The following is a 22,705-nucleotide window of genomic DNA, read 5'->3' on the forward strand; positions in this document are numbered from 1 at the left end:
TACAGGGATTGATGTTCGCCCTGTAGGAGCTGCCGCAGGCTGCGATCTTTTTTTCAGTTCGAGGTCTTGGCCATCTGCTGTTCCGACGCCCGCCAGATCAACCGGGTGGTGTCGTAACCCTGCTGACGCGCCTTGCTCAGCAGTTCCTCACGCACCACTCCGTTCACGGTCGGCGTGCGCGACAAGAGCCACAAATATTTCCGGCTCGGATCACCGACGATGGCGGTCTTGTAGTCATCGCTGACGTACAGCACCCAGTACTCGCCCTTCGCCGTACCCGGGATCAGCCTGGAAAACCAGGTATCGAACTCGACCCGCAGCTTGTCGTTCTTGCCGGGCACCTCAGGATAAGCCGTGCCCTTGACCTCTTCCCATTGCCACTGCGCTGTCAGGCAGCGGTTCAATACCGCGACGTTGCCATCGGGTTTAAGCGTGTAATGGGCTTCGGATTGCGCGCAGTCGCGCTGGAAGTACATCGGCAGACGGGCCAATTCGTACCAGGTGCCCTGGTAGCGCTTGAGGTTGACGCTGTTGGCCGTCTTGGGCGCCAAAGGGTCCGGGCCAGACGTGGCACAGCCAGCCAACACCAGGCCGGCAAAAAGGATGATCAATAACCGCTTCATTATTTTTCTCCCGTGGGCGATCGCCCCGGTTTACTTCAGGCCTTGGCCGGAAAACATCAGCACTTTGTCACCGGCGAACTGCACGCTGATAAAGCTGTTCTTGTCGCCCCAGGTGCAACTGGACATGCCGAGCGCGCCTGAACAATCGGCGGGTTTGCCCAACAGGGTTTCCACATCGGCCTTGGCCATGCCGGCCGAGAGCTTCGAGTAGTTTTCCTGATTGACCTTGCTGCAGGCAGCGAGCAATACGCAGAACGAAAGCAGGGCGATGGAACGCAACGACATGGTGAAACTCCGGGGGGCGTAGGGGATTGGCATGGCTGCCAAGCTGAAGCTTAGAAGAGAAAACCCCTGTGAGGTTCCGTGCCCGGCAGGCTATTTATCGGGCCACTCGTCTGCCTTTTGCCGAAAATCAACCACTTTCCTCGTTCACCAAGCATTTCGTCGTTTTTCAGAAAAATCCGCCTAATCTTTAGCGCCGTTCAGTCGACATAAATGCAACGCAATGCCACGCCGGTGGCATTTGCTCCCCCATTTTGTAGAACAGCCCCTCTGCGGTAGCTCATCCCATGACCAGAAACATGAAGTTCAGCCACAAGATCTTGCTGGCTGCCGCCCTCGTGGTGGCCGTCGCATTCGCTTGTTTCATCCTGTTCAACGACTATCGCCAGCGCGAAACCCTGCGCAACAGTACCGAAGCCTCGATGCAGGAACTCGGCAGCCTGACCACCAGCAACATCCAGACCTGGCTGGAAAGCCGCATGCAGTTGCTGCAGTCGATGGCCCAACAGGTCAGCGCCGATGGCAATGCGCCCGCCGGCCTGAAACGGATCATCGACTTGCCCGCCTACACCGGCAACTTCCAGCTGAGCTACTTCGGTGGCGTCGACGGCGTGATGTTCTCGGTACCGGCCGGCAACCGCGCGGCGGACTACGACCCACGTGCCCGTGGCTGGTACAAAGCGGCCAATAGCGCACAACAGACCATCGTCACCGAACCCTACATCGCCGCCTCCTCCGGCAAACTGGTGATCACCGTGGCCACCCCGGTAAAGCACCAGGGCCAGATGATCGGCGTCGCCGGCGCCGATATCGATCTGTCCAGCGTCAGCGCGATCATCAACTCGCTGAACTTCGGCGGCCACGGCCATGCGTTCATTGTCGGTGCCGACGGCAAGATCCTGATTCACCCGGACAGCAAGCTGGTGCTCAAGAACCTGGCCGAGGCCTATCCGAGCGACACGCCGAAAGTCAGCCCGGGCATGAAAGAAGTCGAGATCGACGGCAAGCGCCAGTTCATCTCCTTCACCCACGTCAACGGCGTGCCATCGGCAGACTGGTACGTGGCACTGGTGCTCGACCAGGAAACGGCGTTCTCGATGCTCAGCGAATTCCGCACCTCGGCGATCATCGCCATGGTGATCGCCGTAGTGATCATCATCGCCCTGCTGGGCATGCTGATCAGCCTGCTGATGCAGCCGCTGCTGACCATGGGTCGCGCCATGCACGACATCGCCGAAGGCGAAGGTGACCTGACCAAACGCCTGACCATTCACGGTCACGACGAATTCGGCGCGCTGGGGCTGTCGTTCAACCGCTTCGTCGAACGCATTCACACCTCGATCATCGAAGTGGCCTCGGCCACCGGGCAGGTCAACGAAGTAGCGCTACGTGTAGTGGCCGCGTCGAACTCATCGATGTACAACTCCGACCAGCAAGCCTCGCGCACCAGCAGCGTGGCTGCGGCGATCAACCAGCTCGGCGCCGCCGCCCAGGAAATCGCGCAGAACGCCGCCCTCGCCTCGCAGCACTCCAGCGACGCCCGCAGCCTGGCCGAAGACGGCCAGCAGGTGGTGGATAAAACCATCGCGGCGATGCAACAGTTGTCGGCGAAGATCAGCGACTCGTGCGGCAACATCGAAACCCTCAACAGCAACACGGTCAACATCGGGCAGATCCTGGAAGTGATCACCAGCATCTCCCAGCAGACCAACCTGCTGGCGCTCAACGCCGCCATCGAAGCGGCCCGCGCCGGGGAGGCCGGTCGCGGTTTTGCCGTGGTGGCCGATGAGGTACGCAACCTCGCTCACCGCACCCAGGACTCAGCGCAGCAAGTGCAGACGATGATTGAAGAGTTGCAAGTCGGCGCCCGCGCAGCGGTGGGCATCATGACCGACAGCCAGCGCCAGAGCGAAAGCAGCGTCGGCATCGCCAACCAGGCCGGCGAACGCCTGGGCAGCGTGACCCAGCGCATTGGTGAGATCGACGGCATGAACCAGTCCGTGGCGACAGCGACCGAAGAGCAGACCGCCGTGGTGGAGTCGATCAACGTCGACATCACCGAAATCAACACGCTGAACCAAGAGGGTGTGGAGAACCTGCAGGCGACCTTGCGGGCGTGTGCCGATCTTGAGCAGCAGGCGGCGCGGTTGAAGCAGCTAGTCGGAAGCTTCAGGATCTAAGGCGCACTCACCGGCCCCTTCGCGGGCAAGCCCGCTCCCACAGGGATCAAGGGCAGGCACAAATTTTGTGTCCGACCAAATCAACTGTGGGAGCGGGCTTGCCCGCGAAGGCGGCATCAGCCGCCATGAAGATCTAGAACCTCGATCCAGGCTTCGACAGAAACGCCAGTTCCTCAGCCGTACTCTCGCGCCCCAACACCGCATTCCTGTGCGGAAACCGACCGAATTGCGCAATCACTTTCTGATGCCTTTCGGCGAAATCCAGATAGTCGGCAAACAATGCCCGATCCTCTTCCGGCAACTGTGAAATCAGATTGATATAGCGCGAGACACCTTCGTTCTGCACCGCCAGGTTCTCGCTATGCTCGAACACCAGGTAGATGAACACCCGCTGAATCGGCTGCAACTGCCGGTCGAAATCCGCGGCAATGCCTTGCGCCACCAGTGCCTGAGCCCTGATATCACCGGAAAAAGCCTTGGGAGAATCGCGAAAGATCATTCGCGGGAGTTGATCGAGCAACAGCACCAGGGCCAGCCAACCTTCGGGACGTTGCATCCACTCGGTCAATCCGCCGGCCAGTGCCTGCTCGACCCAGTCCCCGAAACGCTCACGCGCTTCGAGGTCCTGGCTGTCGCGCTTGCCGAACCATAACCTGCCCTTCTGCGCCGCCACTTCGCTCGCTGACCCGGAACTTCCGAACCACCAATCAAGCAACGGCTGCCAGGGCGCGGTCATGGTTTACTCCTTGTGGTAAGCCGTGACGCGGGCCACTTCTTCTTTCGAACCGAGGAACACCGCCACACGCTGGTGCAGGCCTTCCGGCTGGATGTCGAGGATGCGCTGGTGGCCGTCGGTGGACGCACCGCCCGCCTGCTCCACCAGGAACGACATCGGGTTGGCTTCGTACATCAGGCGCAGCTTGCCCGGTTTGGACGGCTCGCGGCTGTCACGTGGGTACATGAACAGACCGCCGCGGGTCAGGATGCGGTGCACGTCGGCCACCATCGCGGCAACCCAACGCATGTTGTAGTTCTTTTTCAGCGGGCCTTCATCGCCTGCCAGCAACTCGCTGACGTAGCGCTGTACCGGTGCTTCCCAGTGACGCTGGTTGGACGCGTTGATGGCAAATTCCTGGGTGCTTTCAGGAATGGTGATGTTCTCGTGGGTCAGTACGAAGCTGCCCATTTCACGGTCCAGGGTGAAGCCTTTCACGCCGTCGCCCAGGGTCAGGATCAGCATGGTCTGCGGACCGTAGATCGCGTAACCGGCGGCCACTTGCTGGGTGCCTGGCTGCAGGAAGGCCTTTTCATTCAAAGGCTCGTTCTGGCTCAGGTACTCGTTCGGGCAACGCAGTACCGAGAAAATAGTGCCGACCGGGGCATTGATGTCGATGTTCGACGAACCGTCCAGCGGGTCGAATACCAGCAGGTACGCACCTTTCGGGTATTTGCCCGGAATCTGGTAGGCGTTGTCCATTTCTTCGGACGCCATGCCGGCCAGGTGACCGCCCCATTCGTTGGCTTCGAGCAGGATTTCGTTGGAGATCACGTCGAGCTTTTTCTGCACTTCGCCCTGGACGTTTTCAGTGCCCATGCTGCCCAGTACACCACCCAGGGCGCCTTTGGACACGGCGTGGTTGATCTCCTTGCAGGCACGCGCCACCACTTCGATCAGGAAGCGCAGATCGGCAGGAGTGTTGTTGCTGCGGGTCTGCTCAATCAAATAGCGACTCAAGGTAACGCGGGACATGGAAGGCTCCGGTGGAATGGGGGGCTAAAAACCCGCGCAGTTTAACGCGAGTCGGGGCGCATTTCCTCCTATCAGACGTGATCCGCCGAAGAGAGTTCATGCGCGGGGTTGAGCGTAGATGGAAATGAGCGGGGTGTGAGCTGGAAAGTAGCGCTCATCTCAGCATTTTTATTGACTGATATACCGCTATCGCGAGCAAGCTTGCTCCCACAGGGACAGCGCAATACCTGTGGGAGCGAGCTTGCTCGCGATTGGGTGCGCAGCACCCACGGTCAGGATTTGACAGAAGGCTTGCGCAGCAAACTGAACGCCATCGCCACCAGGAACACCACGCAGAGCAGCAACACCGCCCACAACCCGAATTTCTTCCAGTGGCTGTCGACCGGCGCAGACGTGGCGCCTGCCGACGGCTGCGTAGCCACCGCCCCGACATCCACCAGGGCCCGGCCCAGGGTAGACAGCTTCTGCGGGCTGTAATCCGGAATCAGCGTTGACAGCGGCAAGTTCGCCGCCTTCGCCGTCGCGCTCCCCACCACCAGCGTGTAAGGCCCCGGCCCACGTGCCAGAAACACCAGTTGCGTGGCGCGCATGGCAAACTTCAGCGTCGGCGCCTGATCACCCAGGCCGCCGCCGCGTTCGTCCACGGTCAGTTTCAATTGCTGGACGATTTGCCCAGACAACTGCAATTGGTTTTGCACCACGTCCTGACCATTCTGCGTCAGGCGATAGAGCAAACCTCTGCCCAACGACTGCCATGGCAGACTGCTGTCGCGCCGGCCGGCCAGGCTCACTGGCGCCAGGCTGTTGGGCTGGCTCAACTCGACCTGCACCCGCTCGACATTCAGCCCCATCGGCAACTGCCAGGTGTATTCACCCGCCTTCTCGGTGCTGCCGGTCAACGCCTGGGACCAGACCAACGGCAGCGGCAGGCTGCGGGTACTGAAGCTTTGCAGTTGCGCCGAAGTCAGTGTCGGCGCCGAATGCGGAGTGATCCACAGCAACCGCAGGTAACGCGCCGACTGGCCCGGCAGGCTGACCTCATGCTGTTCGACCCGCTCGTCGGAAAAGGTCAGGCGCGCCACCTGCCCTTCGCCCCAGGACTGCCAATGCTGCAGATCATCGCTGGCTTCGACGGTGAAACGCTGGAAACCGTCGCGTTCGCTGGTCCAGTCGAGAATCAATTGCTGCAATGGCGCCTTGATAGCGGACGCGTCAAGCAACCAGCCGCGCAACTCTTCCTCACCCGCCTCCAGCTGACTGGAGGGCTGCACCTCGACCAAGGTGCCGTTGGTGCTCGATTGCACCCGCACACTCGGCGCGGTTTCAGTGGCGTCCACCGAGTTGTACAGCGGAAACCATTTCACCTCGGTCAAGGTGCGCGTTTCATTGCTCCGCGCCGACTCCCGGGCCAAGGCATAAGCCTGAACTTCACCCACGGCGTTGAATACACGCACATCGCTCAGGTCAGCCTGCCGTGCATTCAGTTGTACGCTCAGGGGCAGTTCAAGGCGATACCAAGGTCCTTCGCCCGTTACCGACAAAGGCACTTGGGTGGTGAAGTCCGCCGGTTTTTCCTGGGCAACCGCCGACAACACCACACCCATGGCAACAATGCCCAGCCAACTCAGGTTCAGCTTCTGACTCAAGACGACACTCCTTGTGATTCCGGGACCGGTTTGCCGGTATCCGGCACGGCTTCGGCGCGCTTGGGCGGTAGCGGAGCGAAATAACCCACCACCAGCAACAACACGCCGACACCAATAAACGACACGATCCGCGCCAGCCCGCCGCGATTGCTCAATTCGACAAAAAACAGCTTGGCCACGACCACACCAATCAAGGCTGCACCGATCAGCCAGACTTCGCGACGGCGACGCAAATGGCCGCCGATCATCAGGCTCAGGGCCATCAAGGTCCAGACAATGGACAGGCCGGCTTGTACCCGCATCGACTCCAGCAACAGATCCAGCTCGAACGGCACCCCGCTCCAATGGTGCGCCGTGCGCATCACCAAGGCCGTAAAGAACACGAACAGCGAGGCACCTGCGACCCCTTGCGTGGCGACGGCCGCGTAATCCTTGCGGACAGCCAGTTGGGGCATGGCGCTGCGGGACCAGACATAAACGCCGAACAACGCAAACAACAGGCCCAGTTCCAACGGGTTGATCAATGGCACGTAAGGCAGTGGTTCAGCGTTGCCCTCACTGGCGATATTCGCCAGCCAGAACCAGCCGAGCATCAGCAAGGCCAGCGGCGCAGCGGCGTACACGCGGTATTCCCGAGGATAGGCCGACACCGGCCAAGGCCATGCGCGAGGTGCTGCCATCAGCACCAGATACAGACTTGGCAGAATCGCCCAGCCCAACCAGCGCCAGGCGTTGTATTGCTCGGACAACACCAGCAAGGCGTAACGCAGTTCCAGCGCCAGCACGCCCATCAACAGCCAGCAGCCGAGCACATGGGCGACGCTCAGTACGGGCGCTGGCAGCATGGGCGCCAGGCGTCGCAGGGACATGAAATGCACGACGAACACGGCGGCCCACGCCAGCCAGCCGAAGTTGGCCGCCGGGTGATAACGCGAGTGCCAGGCCGCGAGCAGCACCAGTGCCGCAGCGGGAATCAACACCGTGCCGAGTCCCCCCAGTGACGACCATTTCAGACGCAGCGCCAATACCGTCCACAGCGCAACACTCACGGCAGCGATGCCCAACAACAAAGTCGCCTGTATCGACTGCGGCGCAAAATGCAGCACTTCGATGACCCAGGCCAGCGCCCACCAGCCCGCGCCCCACACCAGCAACGCCTGGGACAATCGCAACAGACTCAGCCCTTTGAACGCGGTGAACGAATGGCCGATCTGCAAACGCCAGGCCCCGACCATCGCGGCCAGCCCCAGCACCAGCGGCGCCCAGAACCCGCCATGGGCCAGGGGCTGCAGACCGTCACTGAACTGCGGCCCTGCCGTCAGGAACAGCGCGCCACCCAACAGTTGCACAGCGAGCGCGGTGAACACGAACGTGCGCGATTGCAGGTGCAAGCCAACAAACAACGTGAGCGCCCCGGCCAAGGCCCAACTGATCACCGTGCCATGGCTGAAGAAAAACAAGGGCGCCAGCAAATAGAGAAACGCCAGACCGAGACAAGCCAATACAGGCAGGCCTTTGAGCTCCCATGGCCTGATCTGCTGCGGCAAGGCTTTATGTAATTGGTAGAAGCTGAACAGCAACGCGACGCCCAGCAACAGCGCGCCCAGCGGTACACCACCGAGCAGGCTGCTCTCGCTGTCGTGCAACTCGCTGAGAAACGCCAGCGCCGCCCCCAATTGCAGCAGCAAGGCAAAGGCCCGGCCCAGGGGCCTTTGTTGGCGCAGACCGAGCCAGAAGATCCCCGCGCCTTCCACCGCCCATGCCGCCGTCGTCCAGCGCGCATCGAGCCCCAGCGGTATCGCCAGGCTGGCGAAGATCACGCCCAGGGCCAGGCAGGTTTCTCCCAACAACAACGTGCGCCCGGCCATCAGCCAACGGGCAAGCCCCATGTAAATCATGCCCAGTGCCAAGGCACTGAATGCAGCAGCGAATTCCAGATGCTGCACCAGCGCGAACTGCAAGCCGAAACCTGCCAGTGGTGGGCCGAACAGCAGTGTGCCGTCGACGTAGTCACCCTTGCGCGCCGACCAGCGCAGCAGTGCTTCGCGACTACTGTCTGCGGGTGTATCGCCCATCTCCATCAACCTGCGCCGGGCGAACAGCAGACCAATGGCCACGTACATCAGGAAAAACAAAATCAGAAACGGCTCGGTGCTCCACAACAGCTCCGGCGAGTAGGAGCGCAGGCCCCAGGCGAATCCGATGCCGAAGGTGCCGGTAAAGCCGATGACATTCAACAGCCGCCAGGCCTTGAACCAGGCGATGGCGAAGATGCCGGCGTTGAGCAGGGTAAAGTAGCTGAACAGCGCGACATGGCTGCCGGCGCCGGTGGAGGCCAGGATGGGCGCGGCGAATCCGCCCAGTGCGGCCGCGGCAGCCAGCCCCAGGGAATCCTGGGCAATGGCGAGAATCGCCGAACAGACCGTCACCGCCACCAGCAGGCCAAACCCCGCCGAGGGCTCGAGCAGCGGATGCAGGCGCATCGCGGCAAACACCGTCAGGTACAACACGGCAATCCCGGCGCCCTGCAGGATCAACGCGTAACTGCTGTTGCGAGCCCTCAACCACCAACCCAGCCCGAGCAGGCCCAATGCTGCGGCAGCCACGCCTGCGTAACGCAGCTCAACCGGCACCACCACGCCTTCGGTGGCGTAGCGCAGCAGAAAGGCCAGGCCGAGGAACAGCAGCACCACGCCGACGCGCAACACGGTATTGCCGCCGAACAACCAGGCGCGGGCGCGACTGATGGCGCGGTCGATGAGATTCGGGCCACGCGGGGAGCCAGGCGATTGTGCTTCGCGAGCGGTCGGTTCGGGTTTCCAGGCATCGGCGGCCGGCCCCCTGATTTCGCTGGCCGCTGCCTGGATTGGCTCGAGTTCGGGCGGCAGTTCCCAGATCAAGTCCGAGGCTGCGGCAGGGGCTTCATCAAGGAAAGTTTCAGGTGAGACAAGCGGTTCGCGGGTTTCCGGCGCCTTGCTGCCAGATGCTTCGAGCAGCGCCAGCCGTTGCTCGACCGCCTGCAGGGCTGCCTGCGCCTGAGCCAGCAAACGCTGCTGCTCGACGGCCTGCGAGTCCATGCGGGCCAAGCGAAGGGCCTGGCCGATACCCAACCCGAGTAACGCGCCCAGCAGCGCATCGCTGAATGACTCGTCGAGTATCCAGCCGAGCACCAGCCCTATCAGCATGAACATCCATTGCATGGTCGATATCCCTAAGCGCATTGGCCAATCCGGAAAGATTAGCTCAGCCGTATCCATAAAGATCGCAGCCTTCGGCAGCGCCTACAGGATGGGTGTAGGAACTTCCGAAGGCTGCGATCTTTTCCGGCGCGCCAGTATATCCACCTGCCTGAAGACTTACTCCAGCGCCTTCCAGATTTCCGTGGCGTACTCGCGAATGGTCCGGTCCGACGAGAACCAGCCCATCCGCGCCGTGTTCAACACTGCTGAACGCCACCACTCCTTCGAATCGTGCCAATGGGCTTCGACGCGCATCTGCGCGTGCCAATAGGAATCGAAGTCGGCGCAGACCAGGAAGCGGTCGTAATCCACCAGCGAATCGATCAACCCGGTGTAGCGGGACGGATCATCCGGCGAGAACACCCCGCCACGAATCGCTTGCAGCACATCGTTCAGGCGATGGGACGCGGCGATGTCCGGTACGGCGCTGAACTCATGGTTCTGCTTGCGCGCCTCCACCTGCTGCGCGCTGAGGCCGAAGATGAACATATGCTCGGCACCGATGCGATCGCACATTTCCACGTTGGCCCCGTCCAGGGTGCCGATGGTCAGCGCGCCGTTCAGGCCGAACTTCATGTTGCTGGTGCCTGAGGCTTCGAAACCGGCGGTGGAGATTTGCTCGGACAAATCCGCCGCCGGAATGATGCTCTCCGCCAGGCTGACGTTGTAGTTGGGCAGGAACACCACTTTGAGCAAGCCACGCACGGTCGGGTCGTTGTTCACCACCCGGGCGATGTCATTGGTCAGTTTGATGATCAGTTTGGCCTGGTGATAACTCGCGGCAGCCTTGCCGGCGAAGATTTTCACCCGTGGCACCCAGTCGATTTCAGGTTCGGCGCGGATCGCCTGGTACAACGCCACGGTGTGCATCAGGTTGAGCAGCTGGCGTTTGTATTCATGGATGCGCTTGACCTGCACGTCGAACATCGCCGCCGGGTTGACCGCGACACCCAAGCGCTCATGAATCAGGTACGCCAGGGCTTTCTTGCTGTGCAGGCGTTGCTCGGCGAATGCCTTGCGGAACGCGCTTTTCTCGGCGAACGGCTCGAGGGCGAGCAAACGCTCTTCCGGGTTGTCCAGCACCTCGGGGCCCAGGGCATCGACCAGCATCGAGGTCAGCTCGGGATTGGCCTGGTACAGCCAGCGGCGGAAGGTAATGCCATTGGTCTTGTTGTTGATTCGCTCCGGGTACAGCTTGTGCAGTTCGGAGAACACCGTCTTGCGCATCAGTTGCGTGTGCAAACCGGACACGCCGTTGACGCTGTGGGAGCCGAGAAACGCCAGGTTGCCCATGCGCACCCGACGACCGTTGTCTTCCTCGATCAGCGACACCGCGCGCAGCACGTCGAAGTCGTGGATGCCTTTGGCCCGCAGGGAGTCGATGTGGTGGGCGTTGATCAGGTAAATGATCTGCATGTGCCGCGGCAACATACGCTCCATCAAGCCGACCGGCCAGGTTTCCAGCGCTTCGGGCAGCAAGGTGTGGTTGGTGTAGGACAGCGTATCGACGGTGACCTGCCACGCTGCATCCCACGCCACGTCATAGACGTCGACCAGTTGCCGCATCAGTTCAGCCACGGCAATCGAGGGGTGAGTGTCGTTGAGCTGGATCGAGGCGTGATCGCCCAGGGTCAGCACCGAAGTGTGCATGTTGCGATGGCGGCGCAGCAGATCCTGCAACGAGGCGGCGACGAAGAAATACTCCTGGCGCAGGCGCAACTCCTGGCCGGCCTCGGTGCTGTCCGCGGGGTACAGCACTCGGGAGATGCTTTCGGCCCGGGCCACTTCGGCCACGGCGCCCAGGTGGTCACCGGCGTTGAAACGCTCCAGGTGCAGATCTTCCATGGCGCGGGCGCGCCACAGGCGCAGCGTGTTGACGCTCGCCCCGCGCCAGCCGACCACCGGCGTGTCGTAGGCAATCGCCCGCACGGTTTCCGCCGGGGACCAGACTTGCCGGGATTTGCCGGTGTCGTCGGTCAGGGTCTCGACGCTGCCGCCGAAACCGATGGTGTAGACCACTTCCGGCCGCTCGAACTCCCACGGGTTGCCGAAATCCAGCCAGTGTTCGGTCTGCTCCTGCTGCCAGCCGTCGACAATCGCCTGGCGGAACAACCCGTGCTCATAGCGGATGCCGTAGCCATGACCGGCGATGCCGAGGGTCGACATGCTTTCCAGGAAACACGCCGCCAGACGCCCGAGACCGCCGTTGCCCAGGGCCGCGTCGGGCTCCAGCAGACGGATGCGTTCAAGGTCGACGCCAAGTTCGGTCAGGGCTTCGCGCGCCACGTCGAGCAGGCCGAGGTTGCTCAGGCTGTCGAACAGCAGCCGGCCGATGAGGAATTCGAGGGAAAGGTAATAAACGCGCTTCTGACCTTTGCGGTAGATCTGCCGCGTGTGGTCCATCCAGTGCTCGACCATGTGATCCCGCGCGGCCAGGGCGATGGCTTCGAACCAGTCATGGTCGAAGGCGTGATCCGGGTCTTTACCCACTGCATAAGTGAGCTTGGTCAAGACGGCGTCGCGGAATGCGGCCACCTCTGCTTCGCGAACAAGTGGTTCTTGAGTCATCGATAGGACCTCGAGCGAGCTTGGAGTTGTCTGAGCCTAGACGGTCTGACAGGCGGTACAGGCTCTGGTTCGGCAGTTTTTCCTGTTAGTGCGAATCGGGTCGGCAATACATTGTCGAGTACCTGATTCAATGCAGGGGCCGTGCCGGATTAGCGGTTTATTGGCCGGCAGTGAAAAAATCTGGCGAAAGGTTGTTCAAAAATCCACCAGTCCCGGTATGATCGCGCGCCCTGATGCACACGCTGGTAACAAACGATGATGAAGCCGAACCTGATCGCTGCCGCAGAGATCGACCGCCTCGATACCTGGGCCAAGTACTCTGCCCCGATGTGCGGCTCGTGCATGTCCAGCTGCTGCACTTTGCCCGTCGAGGTCAAGATCAAGGACCTGATCCGCATCGGCGTGGTCGATGAGTTCGAGCTGGGCGATCCGCCGAAGAACATCGCCAAACGCCTGCAAAAGGAAGGTCTGGTCGAGCGCTTCAACCAGAAGTCGGGAATCTTTACCCTCCAGCGCATGAGCAACAACGATTGCCTGTACCTGGATCGTAAGAGCCGTCTGTGCACTATTTATGATAAGCGCCCGGATACTTGCCGCAACCACCCGAAAATCGGCCCGCGGCCGGGGTATTGCGCGTACAAGCCGAAGGAAGTGGAGCGCGAGCGGAATTCGCGGAGTATCGAGCGGTTCTGATATTTCCTGAAACCAGTGGCGGCTGATCGGCCGCCATCGCGAGCAAGCTCGCTCCCACAGTGTTCGAGGTGAACCACAAATTGTGTGAACACCATAGAACCCCTGTGGGAGCGAGCTTGCTCGCGATGAGGCCGGCACAAACACCGCACAAACCCCAGACAAACAAAAACGCCCCCGGCCTTTCGACCGGGGGCGTTTTCGTTAAGCCAGGCTAAATCTTATGCCTTGGCTTTCTTGGCAGCGCGGGTACGCTCGCTTTCGTCCAGGATCTTCTTGCGAAGACGAATGGACTTAGGCGTCACTTCGCACAGCTCGTCGTCCTGGATGAATTCCAGAGCCTGTTCCAGGGTGAAGCGAACAGGTGGAACCAGAGCGATGGTTTCGTCTTTACCCGAAGCACGCATGTTGTCGAGCTTCTTGCCCTTGGTAGGGTTGACGCCCAGGTCGTTGTCACGGCTGTTCAGACCAACGATCTGACCGTTGTAGATTTCCTGACCGTGTTCTACGAACAGCTTGCCACGCGCCTGCAGGGTTTCCAGGGAGTAGGTCAGTGCCTTGCCGGTTTCAACCGAAACCAGAACGCCGTTCTGACGGCCGGACATGTCGCCGGACTTCATCACGTCGTAACGGTCGAAGATCGAGGTCAGGATGCCAGCGCCGTTGGTCAGGGTCAGGAACTGGTTACGGAAACCGATCAGACCACGAGCAGGGATGTTGTATTCCAGACGTACACGGCCCTTGCCATCCGGCACCATGTTGGTCAGGTCGCCCTTACGCAGGCCCATCTCTTCCATCACCTTGCCCTGGGATTCTTCCGGCAGGTCGATGGTGACGTTTTCGAACGGTTCGTGCTTCACGCCGTCAACCAGACGGATGATCACTTCCGGACGGCCTACAGCCATTTCGAAGCCTTCGCGACGCATGGTTTCGATCAGTACCGAGAGGTGCAGTTCGCCACGGCCGGAAACCTTGAACTTGTCAGCCGAGTCGCCTTCTTCAACGCGCAGTGCAACGTTGTACAGCAGCTCTTTGTCCAGACGTTCCTTGATGTTACGGGAAGTCACGAACTTGCCTTCTTTACCGCAGAATGGCGAGTCGTTTACCTGGAAGGTCATGGAAACGGTTGGCTCGTCGACGGTCAACGGCTTCATCGCTTCAACGGTGTCCGGGTGGCACAGGGTGTCGGAGATGAACAGCGAGTCCATACCGCTGATGCACACGATGTCGCCTGCAGCAGCTTCTTCAACGTCTACACGGTGCAAACCGTGGTGACCCATCAGCTTCAGGATACGACCGTTACGCTTCTTGCCGTCGGCGCCGATAGCCACAACCGGGGTGTTCGGCTTGACGCGACCACGAGCGATACGGCCAACGCCGATAACACCCAGGAAGCTGTTGTAGTCCAGTGCGGAGATCTGCATCTGGAACGGACCGTCACGGTCGACTTTCGGCGCAGGTACGTTGTCGACGATCGACTGGTACAGCGGGGTCATGTCTTCAGCCATTTCGGTGTGGTCCAGACCGGCAATACCGTTCAGGGCCGAGGCGTAGACGACTTTGAAGTCCAGCTGTTCTTCGGTGGCGCCCAGGTTGTCGAACAGGTCGAAGATCTGGTCCAGAACCCAGTCCGGACGCGCGCCTGGACGGTCAACCTTGTTGATGCACACGATTGGACGCAGGCCGGCTTCGAAAGCCTTCTTGGTCACGAAACGGGTTTGCGGCATAGGGCCGTCTTGAGCGTCAACCAGCAGCAGAACGGAGTCGACCATCGACATTACGCGTTCAACTTCGCCGCCGAAGTCGGCGTGGCCCGGGGTGTCCACGATGTTGATGTGGTAGCCGTTCCAGTTGATGGCGGTGTTTTTCGCCAGAATGGTAATACCGCGCTCTTTTTCCTGGTCGTTGGAGTCCATCACGCGCTCGTCGTTGAGCTCGTTGCGCTCCAGGGTGCCGGATTGACGCAGGAGTTTGTCTACCAGGGTGGTTTTACCATGGTCAACGTGGGCAATGATGGCGATGTTGCGTAGATTTTCGATCACTTGTGTATCTCGATCAGAGGATTCGGTGTGCTGACAAGTCTTGGCAGCGATTAACAGTAGCGTCCGTGAAAGCCGTTACAGCTTGACGGTGGCGTCGGGGGGCCGGTGACGCAGGCCACAGGCAAACAGCCCCGGGCACTTAGCTCGGTCGATAAACGCGCACATTGGCATGCCCCTCACTGAGCAAATGGTGGGCATGCAGGCGACTCATCACGCCTTTGTCGCAATACAGCAGGTACTGGCGAGTAGGGTCCAGTTCCTTGAAACGAGCGTTCACTGCATAAAACGGCATCGTTTGTACCTCGATGCCAGCGAGTTCCAGCGGGTCGTCTTCAGCGGCATCCGGGTGACGGATGTCGATGACGATCTGACCGGCCAGCGCTTCGCTGACTTCTTCAATCTGCAAGTCCTGGCCCAATTCGTCGATCACGCGATCGATCGGCACCAGCTTGGCGTTTTCGAGCGCACGCTCGAGCACCGCCATATCGAATTCTTTCTCTTCGTGCTCGACGCGATAGCGCTTGGCCGCGGTCTTCGGATTGACCGAGATGACGCCGCAGTATTCCGGCATGTGCCGGGCGAAATCGGCGGTGCCGATTTCGTTGGCCGTGTCGATGATGTCCTGCTTGTGCGCGACGATCAGTGGACGCAAGACCAGTTTGTCGGTCACGCAATCGATCACCGACAGGTTCGGCAACGTCTGGCTCGACACCTGGGAGATCGCCTCACCGGTGACGAGGGCCTCGATGTGCAGTCGATCGGCAATCCGGGACGAAGCGCGCAACATCATACGCTTCAATACTACGCCCATATGACTGTTATCGACTTTGCCGAGAATTTCGCCCAGCACTTCCTCGAACGGCACACTGACAAATAGCACGCGTTGGGAGCTGCCGTACTTCTTCCAGATGAAATGCGCGACTTCCATGACGCCCAGTTCGTGGGCACGTCCGCCCAGGTTGAAGAAGCAGAAATGCGCCATCAGGCCGCGGCGCATGATCTGGTAGGCCGCCACGGTGGAGTCGAAGCCGCCGGACATAAGCACCAGCGTCTGCTCCAGGGCACCCAGCGGATATCCGCCGATGCCGTTGTGCTGGCTGTGGATCACGAACAACCGTTGGTCGCGAACTTCGATGCGGACTTCGATTTCAGGCTTTTTCAGGTCGATCCCGGCGGCACCACACTGACGGCGCAACTGGCTGCCGACATATTTCTCGATATCGATCGAGCTGAACGGGTGCTTGCCGGCACGCTTGCAACGCACCGAAAAAATCTTGCCGGCCAGAGCATCGCCGTAGTGCTGCTTGCACTTTTCAACGATGTCGTCGAAATCACCCAGCGGGTACTCGTCGATTTGCAGGAAGTGCGCGACGCCCGGCATGCAGCTCAGGCGCTCGCCCATCTCCTTCAGGGCCTTGGGGTCGCTGACGCGGGTTTCCAGCTCGAGGTTGTCCCACACGCCGTTCACCACCACAGCCGGGTCCAGATCGCGGAGCACGGCACGGATGTTCTTGGCCAATTGGCGGATGAAACGCATCCGTACCGGGCGGCTCTTGATGGTGATCTCGGGGAAGACTTTTACGATTAATTTCATGGAAACAGCGCGCGCAGGGCCTGCCGAAAAAGGGGGGCGCGGATTATAGCGGAAATTGCTCAAGGTTTAACCAGTTAATGTGCAGAAGGTTTTGCGCGCACCAAAACGGGTCACTTATTCATTTTGACGCCACATTAAGGGGCGGTATTTTCGACTTTAAAGTGCATTAATGGCTGATAAGCGTGTTTTTGGGGCAAAAAACCCATGCTGGGGCACTGGCATGCAATTTGCTCCCTTGTGAGGCAGGTTGCCTTGGCAGAGTATTCGCGCCGGCATCACCCACATTTAAGGGCATCCACTACTAGCCCGAAGCCACCCGGAGGACACTATGTCGAAGTCGGTTCAACTCATCAAAGATCATGACGTCAAATGGATTGATCTGCGCTTCACGGACACCAAAGGCACTCAGCACCACGTGACCATGCCGGCTCGCGATGCGCTGGATGACGACTTCTTCGAAGTCGGCAAAATGTTCGACGGTTCCTCCATCGCTGGCTGGAAAGGCATCGAAGCCTCCGACATGATCCTGATGCCGGACGACTCCACCGCTGTTCTCGATCCGTTCACCGAAGAACCGACCCTGATCCTGGTCTGCGACATCATCGAGCCTTCGAGCATGCAAGGCTACGACCGCGACCCACGTGCGATCGCCAAGCGCGCCGAAGAGCACCTGAAAGCCACCGGTATCGGTGACACCGTGTTCGCCGGTCCAGAGCCAGAGTTCTTCATCTTTGACCAGGTGAAGTTCAAGTCCGACATTTCCGGTTCCATGTTCAAGATCTACTCCGAACAAGGCTCCTGGATGTCCGACCAGGACATCGAAGGCGGCAACAAGGGCCACCGTCCAGGCGTCAAAGGCGGCTACTTCCCGGTTCCACCGTTCGACCACGACCACGAAATCCGTACCTCCATGTGCAACGCACTGGAAGAAATGGGCCTGACCGTCGAAGTTCACCACCACGAAGTGGCAACTGCCGGCCAGAACGAAATCGGCGTCAAGTTCAACACCCTGGTGAAAAAAGCCGACGAAACCCAAACCCTGAAGTACGTCGTGCACAACGTTGCCGATGCCTACGGCCGCACCGCGACCTTCATGCCTAAGCCGCTGTACGGCGACAACGGCTCGGGCATGCACGTGCACATGTCCATCTGGAAAGATGGCAAGAACACCTTCGCAGGCGAAGGCTATGCCGGCCTGTCCGACACCGCTCTGTACTTCATCGGCGGCATCATCAAGCACGGTAAGGCCCTGAACGGCTTCACCAACCCGGCAACCAACTCCTACAAGCGTCTGGTTCCAGGCTTCGAAGCGCCGGTGATGCTGGCCTACTCGGCTCGCAACCGTTCCGCTTCGATCCGCATTCCTTACGTGTCGAGCCCTAAAGCCCGCCGTATCGAAGCACGCTTCCCGGATCCGGCTGCCAACCCGTACCTGTGCTTCGCAGCACTGTTGATGGCTGGCCTGGACGGCATCCAGAACAAGATCCACCCTGGCGACGCTGCTGACAAAAACCTGTACGACCTGCCGCCTGAAGAGGCGAAAGAGATTCCACAAGTTTGCGGCAGCCTGAAAGAAGCCCTGGAAGAGCTGGACAAAGGTCGTGCGTTCCTGACCAAAGGTGGCGTTTTCAGCGACGACTTCATCGACGCTTACATCGCCCTGAAAAGCGAAGAAGAAATCAAGGTACGTACCTTCGTACACCCACTGGAATACGAGCTGTACTACAGCTGCTGATCCGGTAGCGCTGCAGCACGCAGCGTGACAAAAAAGAGGCCTCCTTCGGGAGGCCTTTTTTGTGCCGAAAGTCAAAAGATCGCAGCCTTCGGCAGCTCCTACACGGGATTGGCATACATCCTGTAGGAGCTGCCGAAGGCTGCGATCTTTTGATCTTGTTTTACTTGGGACAACCACCTCCCCTGACCTATGCTGCAACCCAACGTTTTCGCTTCCGGTCGATTCCATGGGTCGTGGTTTTCTGTTCATCCTGCTGCTGATCGCCCTGCCCGCCATGGCGCAGATCTACAAATACACAGACGCCAACGGCGCCACCGCGTACAGCAATCAACCGCCTGTCGGCACCAGTGCCCAACCGGTCCACTTGCCGCCCCTCAACAGCATTGAGCGCCAGCCTCCCGGTGAAGCCGCGCCCGTTGCTGAAGCCGCCCCGAATGAGCCCCAAAAGCCCTATGAAGTGCTGGAGCTGACCGGCCTGCCCAATACCGAAGCTCTGCGCGCCAACAATGGCACCTTCACGATAAACGTACTGATCAAGCCGCGCCTGCAAGCCCCCCACCTGATGCGCCTGCTGCTGGACGGCCAGCCCTACGGCCAGCCAGTCAATGTGCCGATCCTGCAACTGGTGAACATCGACCGCGGCGAGCATCGCCTCGCCGTGCAAGTGATCGATGGCGAAAACGTCGTGCAGCAGAGCCCTGCGGTGACATTCACCGTACAGCGGGTGCACAAGCCTTGAAGGCCTGGCTGTTGATCGCCTGCCTGATCGGCCCGCCCGCCTCGGCAGAGGTCTTCATGTACATCGACGCTCAGGGCAACCGGGTTTTCACCGACCAGCCCAAACCCGGCGACACAGGGCGCGTACAGCTGACAACGACCAATCGAATAGCAGCCAACCCCACCAATGCAGCGCCGCTGATCGCACAGAGCAGTCCTGAAGTAGAAGCGCTGTTCCACTATGAGGTGCTGCGCATCCTGATCCCGGAACCCGACGCAACCATCCGCAGCAACACCGGCGAAGTCATCATCAGCGCCACCAACGAACCCGCCCTGCAGCCCGGTCACCGCTACCGGTTGCTGCTCGACGGCCAGCCCACCGCCGAACCCGGCTTGAGCCCGGTGTTCGCCTTGAGCAACATCGATCGCGGCAGCCATACCCTGTCCGTGGAAATCCTCGATGAGCAGGGACGCATCATCGAACGCACCGCCAGCCAACCCTTCCATATGCAGCGCACGTCTCTCGCCCAGAAGCGCAAGATCAAACCCTGCACCCTCGATGACTACGGCCAGCGGCCGGAATGCCCGCTCAACGACAAACCCGCCGAAGAAAAAAATCCTTTCCTGCGACTTTTTTAACCTCGTTCAGGTTTGCGCACTATATTGGTGCAACTGCTTGCACCGTACTCACATTCCAACCCATTTTGGTTCGAAATTACCCGTGAAAGCCGGCAGAACGCCACGCAAGCGAGCGTCAAACGCCCGTTTCAGGCCTTTGGCGCTTCTTTTCGGAGCCTTGGTTTACTTTTTGCAACTTCTAATTACCAACACTTGTTTCTTGCGCATGCTCCGCCCCAAAAGAGGTCCCGATGACCATTAGCGACGCACTCCACCGTTTGCTACTCGACAACCTCACCACCGCCACCATTCTGCTCGATGCCGAACTGCGCCTCGAGTACATGAACCCGGCGGCGGAGATGCTGCTGGCCATCAGCGGCCAGCGCAGCCATGGGCAGTTCATCAGTGAACTGTTTACCGAATCGACCGAAGCGCTGAACTCCTTGCGCCAGGCTGTCGAACAGGCCCACCCGTTCACCAAGCGCGAAGCCATGCTCACCGCCCTGACCGGCCAGACACTGACCGTCGACTACGCGGTAACGCCGATTCTGAGCAATGGCGACACGATGCTGCTGCTCGAAGTCCACCCGCGTGACCGCTTGCTGCGGATCACCAAGGAAGAAGCACAGCTTTCCAAGCAGGAGACCAGCAAGATGCTGGTGCGCGGGCTCGCCCATGAAATCAAGAACCCCTTGGGCGGGATTCGTGGCGCAGCGCAATTGCTGGCCCGGGAACTGCCGGAAGAAAGCCTGCGCGACTACACCAACGTCATCATCGAAGAAGCCGACCGCCTGCGTAACCTGGTCGATCGCATGCTCGGCTCCAACAAGCTGCCGTCACTGGCCCTGTGCAATGTCCACGAAGTGCTGGAGCGCGTCTGCCAACTGGTGGAAGCCGAAAGCCAGGGTTGCATCACGCTGGTGCGCGACTACGACCCAAGCATTCCCGACGTATTGATCGACCGCGAACAGATGATCCAGGCCGTACTGAACATCGTGCGCAACGCGATGCAGGCCATCAGCAGCCAGAACGAGCTGCGCCTGGGTCGAATCAGCCTGCGCACCCGTACCATGCGCCAGTTCACCATCGGCCATGTGCGCCATCGCCTGGTGACCAAGATCGAGATCATCGACAACGGTCCGGGCATCCCTGCAGAACTTCAGGAAACCATCTTCTTTCCCATGGTCAGCGGACGTCCGGACGGTACCGGGCTCGGCCTGGCCATAACCCAGAACATCATCAGCCAGCACCAGGGCCTGATCGAATGTGACAGCCACCCCGGCCACACCACCTTCTCGATCTTTCTGCCACTGGAACAAGGAGCCACATCGACATGAGCCGTAGTGAAACCGTGTGGATCGTCGATGACGACCGTTCTATCCGTTGGGTCCTGGAAAAAGCCTTGCAACAGGAAGGCATGACCACGCAAAGCTTCGACAGCGCCGATGGCGTGATGAGCCGTCTGGCGCGCCAGCAACCGGACGTGATCATTTCCGACATCCGCATGCCCGGCGCCAGCGGCCTGGACCTTCTGGCGCGGATTCGCGAGCAGCATCCACGGTTGCCGGTCATCATCATGACCGCTCATTCCGATCTGGACAGCGCTGTCGCGTCCTATCAGGGCGGCGCCTTCGAATACCTGCCCAAGCCGTTCGATGTCGACGAAGCGGTTTCCCTGGTCAAGCGCGCCAACCAGCACGCCCAGGAGCAGCAAGGCCTGGAAGTCGCCCCGGCATTGACCCGTACCCCGGAAATCATCGGCGAGGCGCCGGCGATGCAGGAGGTGTTTCGCGCCATTGGTCGACTGAGCCATTCCAACATCACCGTGCTGATCAATGGCGAATCCGGTACCGGTAAAGAGCTGGTGGCCCACGCCCTGCACCGTCACAGCCCGCGCGCCGCTTCGCCGTTCATCGCGCTGAACATGGCGGCGATCCCCAAGGACCTGATGGAATCCGAACTGTTCGGCCACGAGAAAGGCGCGTTCACCGGAGCGGCCAACCTGCGTCGCGGGCGTTTTGAACAGGCGGACGGCGGCACGCTGTTCCTTGATGAAATCGGCGACATGCCCGCCGACACCCAGACCCGCTTGCTGCGGGTGCTGGCCGATGGCGAGTTCTACCGCGTCGGCGGCCATGTGCCGGTGAAGGTCGATGTGCGCATCATCGCCGCGACTCACCAGAACCTGGAAACCCTGGTGCATGCCGGGAAATTCCGCGAGGACTTGTTCCATCGCCTCAACGTGATCCGCATCCACATCCCGCGTTTGTCGGATCGTCGCGAAGACATCCCGACCCTGGCCAAGCACTTCCTCAGCCGCGCAGCCCAGGAGCTGGCAGTCGAGCCGAAGCTGCTGAAAAGCGAAACCGAGGAATACCTGAAAAACCTGCCGTGGCCCGGCAACGTGCGCCAACTGGAGAACACCTGCCGCTGGATCACGGTGATGGCTTCGGGTCGCGAAGTGCACATCGGCGACCTGCCGCCGGAGCTGCTGAGCCTGCCGCAGGATTCGGCACCGGTCACCAACTGGGAGCAAGCCCTGCGCCAATGGGCCGACCAGGCGCTGGCTCGCGGTCAATCGAGCCTGCTCGACAGCGCCGTGCCGGCCTTCGAGCGGATCATGATCGAGACAGCCCTCAAACATACCGCCGGTCGCCGTCGCGACGCCGCCGTCTTGCTGGGTTGGGGGCGTAACACCCTGACGCGCAAGATCAAGGAATTGGGGATGAAGGTGGATGGCGGGGATGATGATGAGGGGGATGAGGGTTAAACAGCCTTTAGTTATTCGCTGATCGTTAGGCCCAATCGCGAGCAAGCTCGCTCCCACAGTGGTTTTTCGGCGTTTTCACTATCGTGTAGACACCATTGAACCCTGTGGGAGCGAGCTTGCTCGCGATGCTTTTAGAGCCATCAATGCACCGACTGAATGCACCGTGAACCGCAATCGCGCACGAAAGCTAAATCGAAACACCGCCTCCATCTGCCGCAAAACTCACCCCCAAAAAACACCAAAGCCCCGAA

16 protein-coding genes and 1 pseudogene are annotated in these 22,705 nt (G+C 60.4%); 8 read left to right on the forward strand and 9 right to left on the reverse strand.

The annotated features are described in order from the left end of the window. Nucleotides 1-53 precede the first annotated feature (53 nt). Together AC3WJW_RS05255 and AC3WJW_RS05260 are read right to left on the reverse strand one after the other, a co-directional pair. Nucleotides 54-623, reverse strand: a complete 570-nt coding sequence (locus AC3WJW_RS05255) for a lipocalin family protein (protein WP_493725339.1) — start codon at nucleotides 621-623, stop codon at nucleotides 54-56. A gap of 30 nt (nucleotides 624-653) precedes the next feature. Next, nucleotides 654-908: a hypothetical protein gene (locus tag AC3WJW_RS05260; RefSeq protein ID WP_007975531.1), complete on the reverse strand. Its 255-nt coding sequence runs from the start codon at nucleotides 906-908 to the stop codon at nucleotides 654-656. 296 nt (nucleotides 909-1,204) lie between these two features. Here AC3WJW_RS05260 and AC3WJW_RS05265 point away from each other — a divergent pair. Next, nucleotides 1,205-2,227: pseudogene (locus tag AC3WJW_RS05265) on the forward strand (HAMP domain-containing protein); the annotation flags it as partial. A 93-nt stretch (nucleotides 2,228-2,320) separates the two neighbouring features. Then, nucleotides 2,321-3,085 (forward strand): methyl-accepting chemotaxis protein, encoded by a 765-nt coding sequence (locus AC3WJW_RS05270; RefSeq protein ID WP_371317842.1) that lies wholly within the window; start codon nucleotides 2,321-2,323, stop codon nucleotides 3,083-3,085. 133 nt (nucleotides 3,086-3,218) lie between these two features. On the opposite strand, the gene AC3WJW_RS05275 is transcribed toward AC3WJW_RS05270, so the two are convergent. The 5 genes from AC3WJW_RS05275 to AC3WJW_RS05295 all read right to left on the reverse strand — a co-directional run bounded on the left by AC3WJW_RS05275 (nucleotide 3,219) and on the right by AC3WJW_RS05295 (nucleotide 12,288). Further along, entirely contained in the window at nucleotides 3,219-3,821 is a 603-nt protein-coding gene (locus AC3WJW_RS05275; protein ID WP_493725340.1) for a DUF924 family protein, read from the reverse strand. Between the two features lie 3 nt (nucleotides 3,822-3,824). Further along, nucleotides 3,825-4,835, reverse strand: a complete 1,011-nt coding sequence (locus AC3WJW_RS05280; RefSeq protein ID WP_034148565.1) for a class 1 fructose-bisphosphatase — start codon at nucleotides 4,833-4,835, stop codon at nucleotides 3,825-3,827. Nucleotides 4,836-5,107: 272 nt separating this feature from the next. Then, complete coding sequence (locus AC3WJW_RS05285) at nucleotides 5,108-6,481, reverse strand: DUF3999 domain-containing protein (protein WP_493725341.1); 1,374 nt, start codon at nucleotides 6,479-6,481, stop codon at nucleotides 5,108-5,110. Then, nucleotides 6,478-9,681, reverse strand: a complete 3,204-nt coding sequence (locus tag AC3WJW_RS05290) for a DUF2339 domain-containing protein (protein WP_493725342.1) — start codon at nucleotides 9,679-9,681, stop codon at nucleotides 6,478-6,480. Before AC3WJW_RS05290 ends, AC3WJW_RS05285 begins: the two co-directional genes overlap by 4 nt. Before the next feature lie 156 nt (nucleotides 9,682-9,837). After that, nucleotides 9,838-12,288 carry a glycogen/starch/alpha-glucan phosphorylase gene (locus AC3WJW_RS05295; RefSeq protein ID WP_102702598.1) on the reverse strand — a complete coding sequence of 817 codons (2,451 nt, stop codon included), beginning with the start codon at nucleotides 12,286-12,288 and terminating at the stop codon, nucleotides 9,838-9,840. A 255-nt stretch (nucleotides 12,289-12,543) separates the two neighbouring features. Here AC3WJW_RS05295 and AC3WJW_RS05300 point away from each other — a divergent pair, with 255 nt between their 5' ends. After that, entirely contained in the window at nucleotides 12,544-12,981 is a 438-nt protein-coding gene (locus AC3WJW_RS05300) for a YkgJ family cysteine cluster protein (RefSeq protein ID WP_007970630.1), read from the forward strand. Between the two features lie 218 nt (nucleotides 12,982-13,199). Here AC3WJW_RS05300 and typA read toward each other — a convergent pair whose 3' ends face one another. Next, a complete protein-coding gene (gene typA, locus AC3WJW_RS05305) occupies nucleotides 13,200-15,020 on the reverse strand; it encodes a translational GTPase TypA (RefSeq protein WP_007970631.1) in 1,821 nt (606 codons plus the stop codon). 139 nt (nucleotides 15,021-15,159) lie between these two features. Further along, on the reverse strand, nucleotides 15,160-16,614 hold the full coding sequence (gene thiI, locus AC3WJW_RS05310) for a tRNA uracil 4-sulfurtransferase ThiI (RefSeq protein ID WP_493725343.1): 1,455 nt from the start codon (nucleotides 16,612-16,614) through the stop codon (nucleotides 15,160-15,162). 328 nt (nucleotides 16,615-16,942) lie between these two features. On the opposite strand from thiI, the gene glnA reads away from it, so the two are divergent. The 5 genes from glnA to ntrC all read left to right on the forward strand — a co-directional run bounded on the left by glnA (nucleotide 16,943) and on the right by ntrC (nucleotide 22,454). Further along, nucleotides 16,943-18,349, forward strand: coding sequence for a glutamate--ammonia ligase (gene glnA / locus AC3WJW_RS05315; protein WP_007970634.1), 1,407 nt, complete (start codon nucleotides 16,943-16,945; stop codon nucleotides 18,347-18,349). Nucleotides 18,350-18,575: 226 nt separating this feature from the next. After that, a complete protein-coding gene (locus AC3WJW_RS05320) occupies nucleotides 18,576-19,088 on the forward strand; it encodes a DUF4124 domain-containing protein (RefSeq protein WP_493725344.1) in 513 nt (170 codons plus the stop codon). Further along, entirely contained in the window at nucleotides 19,085-19,705 is a 621-nt protein-coding gene (locus tag AC3WJW_RS05325) for a DUF4124 domain-containing protein (protein WP_493725345.1), read from the forward strand. The genes AC3WJW_RS05320 and AC3WJW_RS05325 overlap by 4 nt, the downstream gene beginning before the upstream one ends. Before the next feature lie 230 nt (nucleotides 19,706-19,935). After that, entirely contained in the window at nucleotides 19,936-21,021 is a 1,086-nt protein-coding gene (gene glnL, locus AC3WJW_RS05330; RefSeq protein ID WP_218475764.1) for a nitrogen regulation protein NR(II), read from the forward strand. After that, the gene (ntrC, locus tag AC3WJW_RS05335) at nucleotides 21,018-22,454 is read left to right on the forward strand and encodes a nitrogen regulation protein NR(I) (protein WP_008002922.1); all 1,437 of its coding nucleotides are present in this window, start codon (nucleotides 21,018-21,020) and stop codon (nucleotides 22,452-22,454) included. Before glnL ends, ntrC begins: the two co-directional genes overlap by 4 nt. Nucleotides 22,455-22,705: the final 251 nt, after the last annotated feature.

Source organism: Pseudomonas sp. GW821-FHT07G06, from assembly GCF_058986625.1.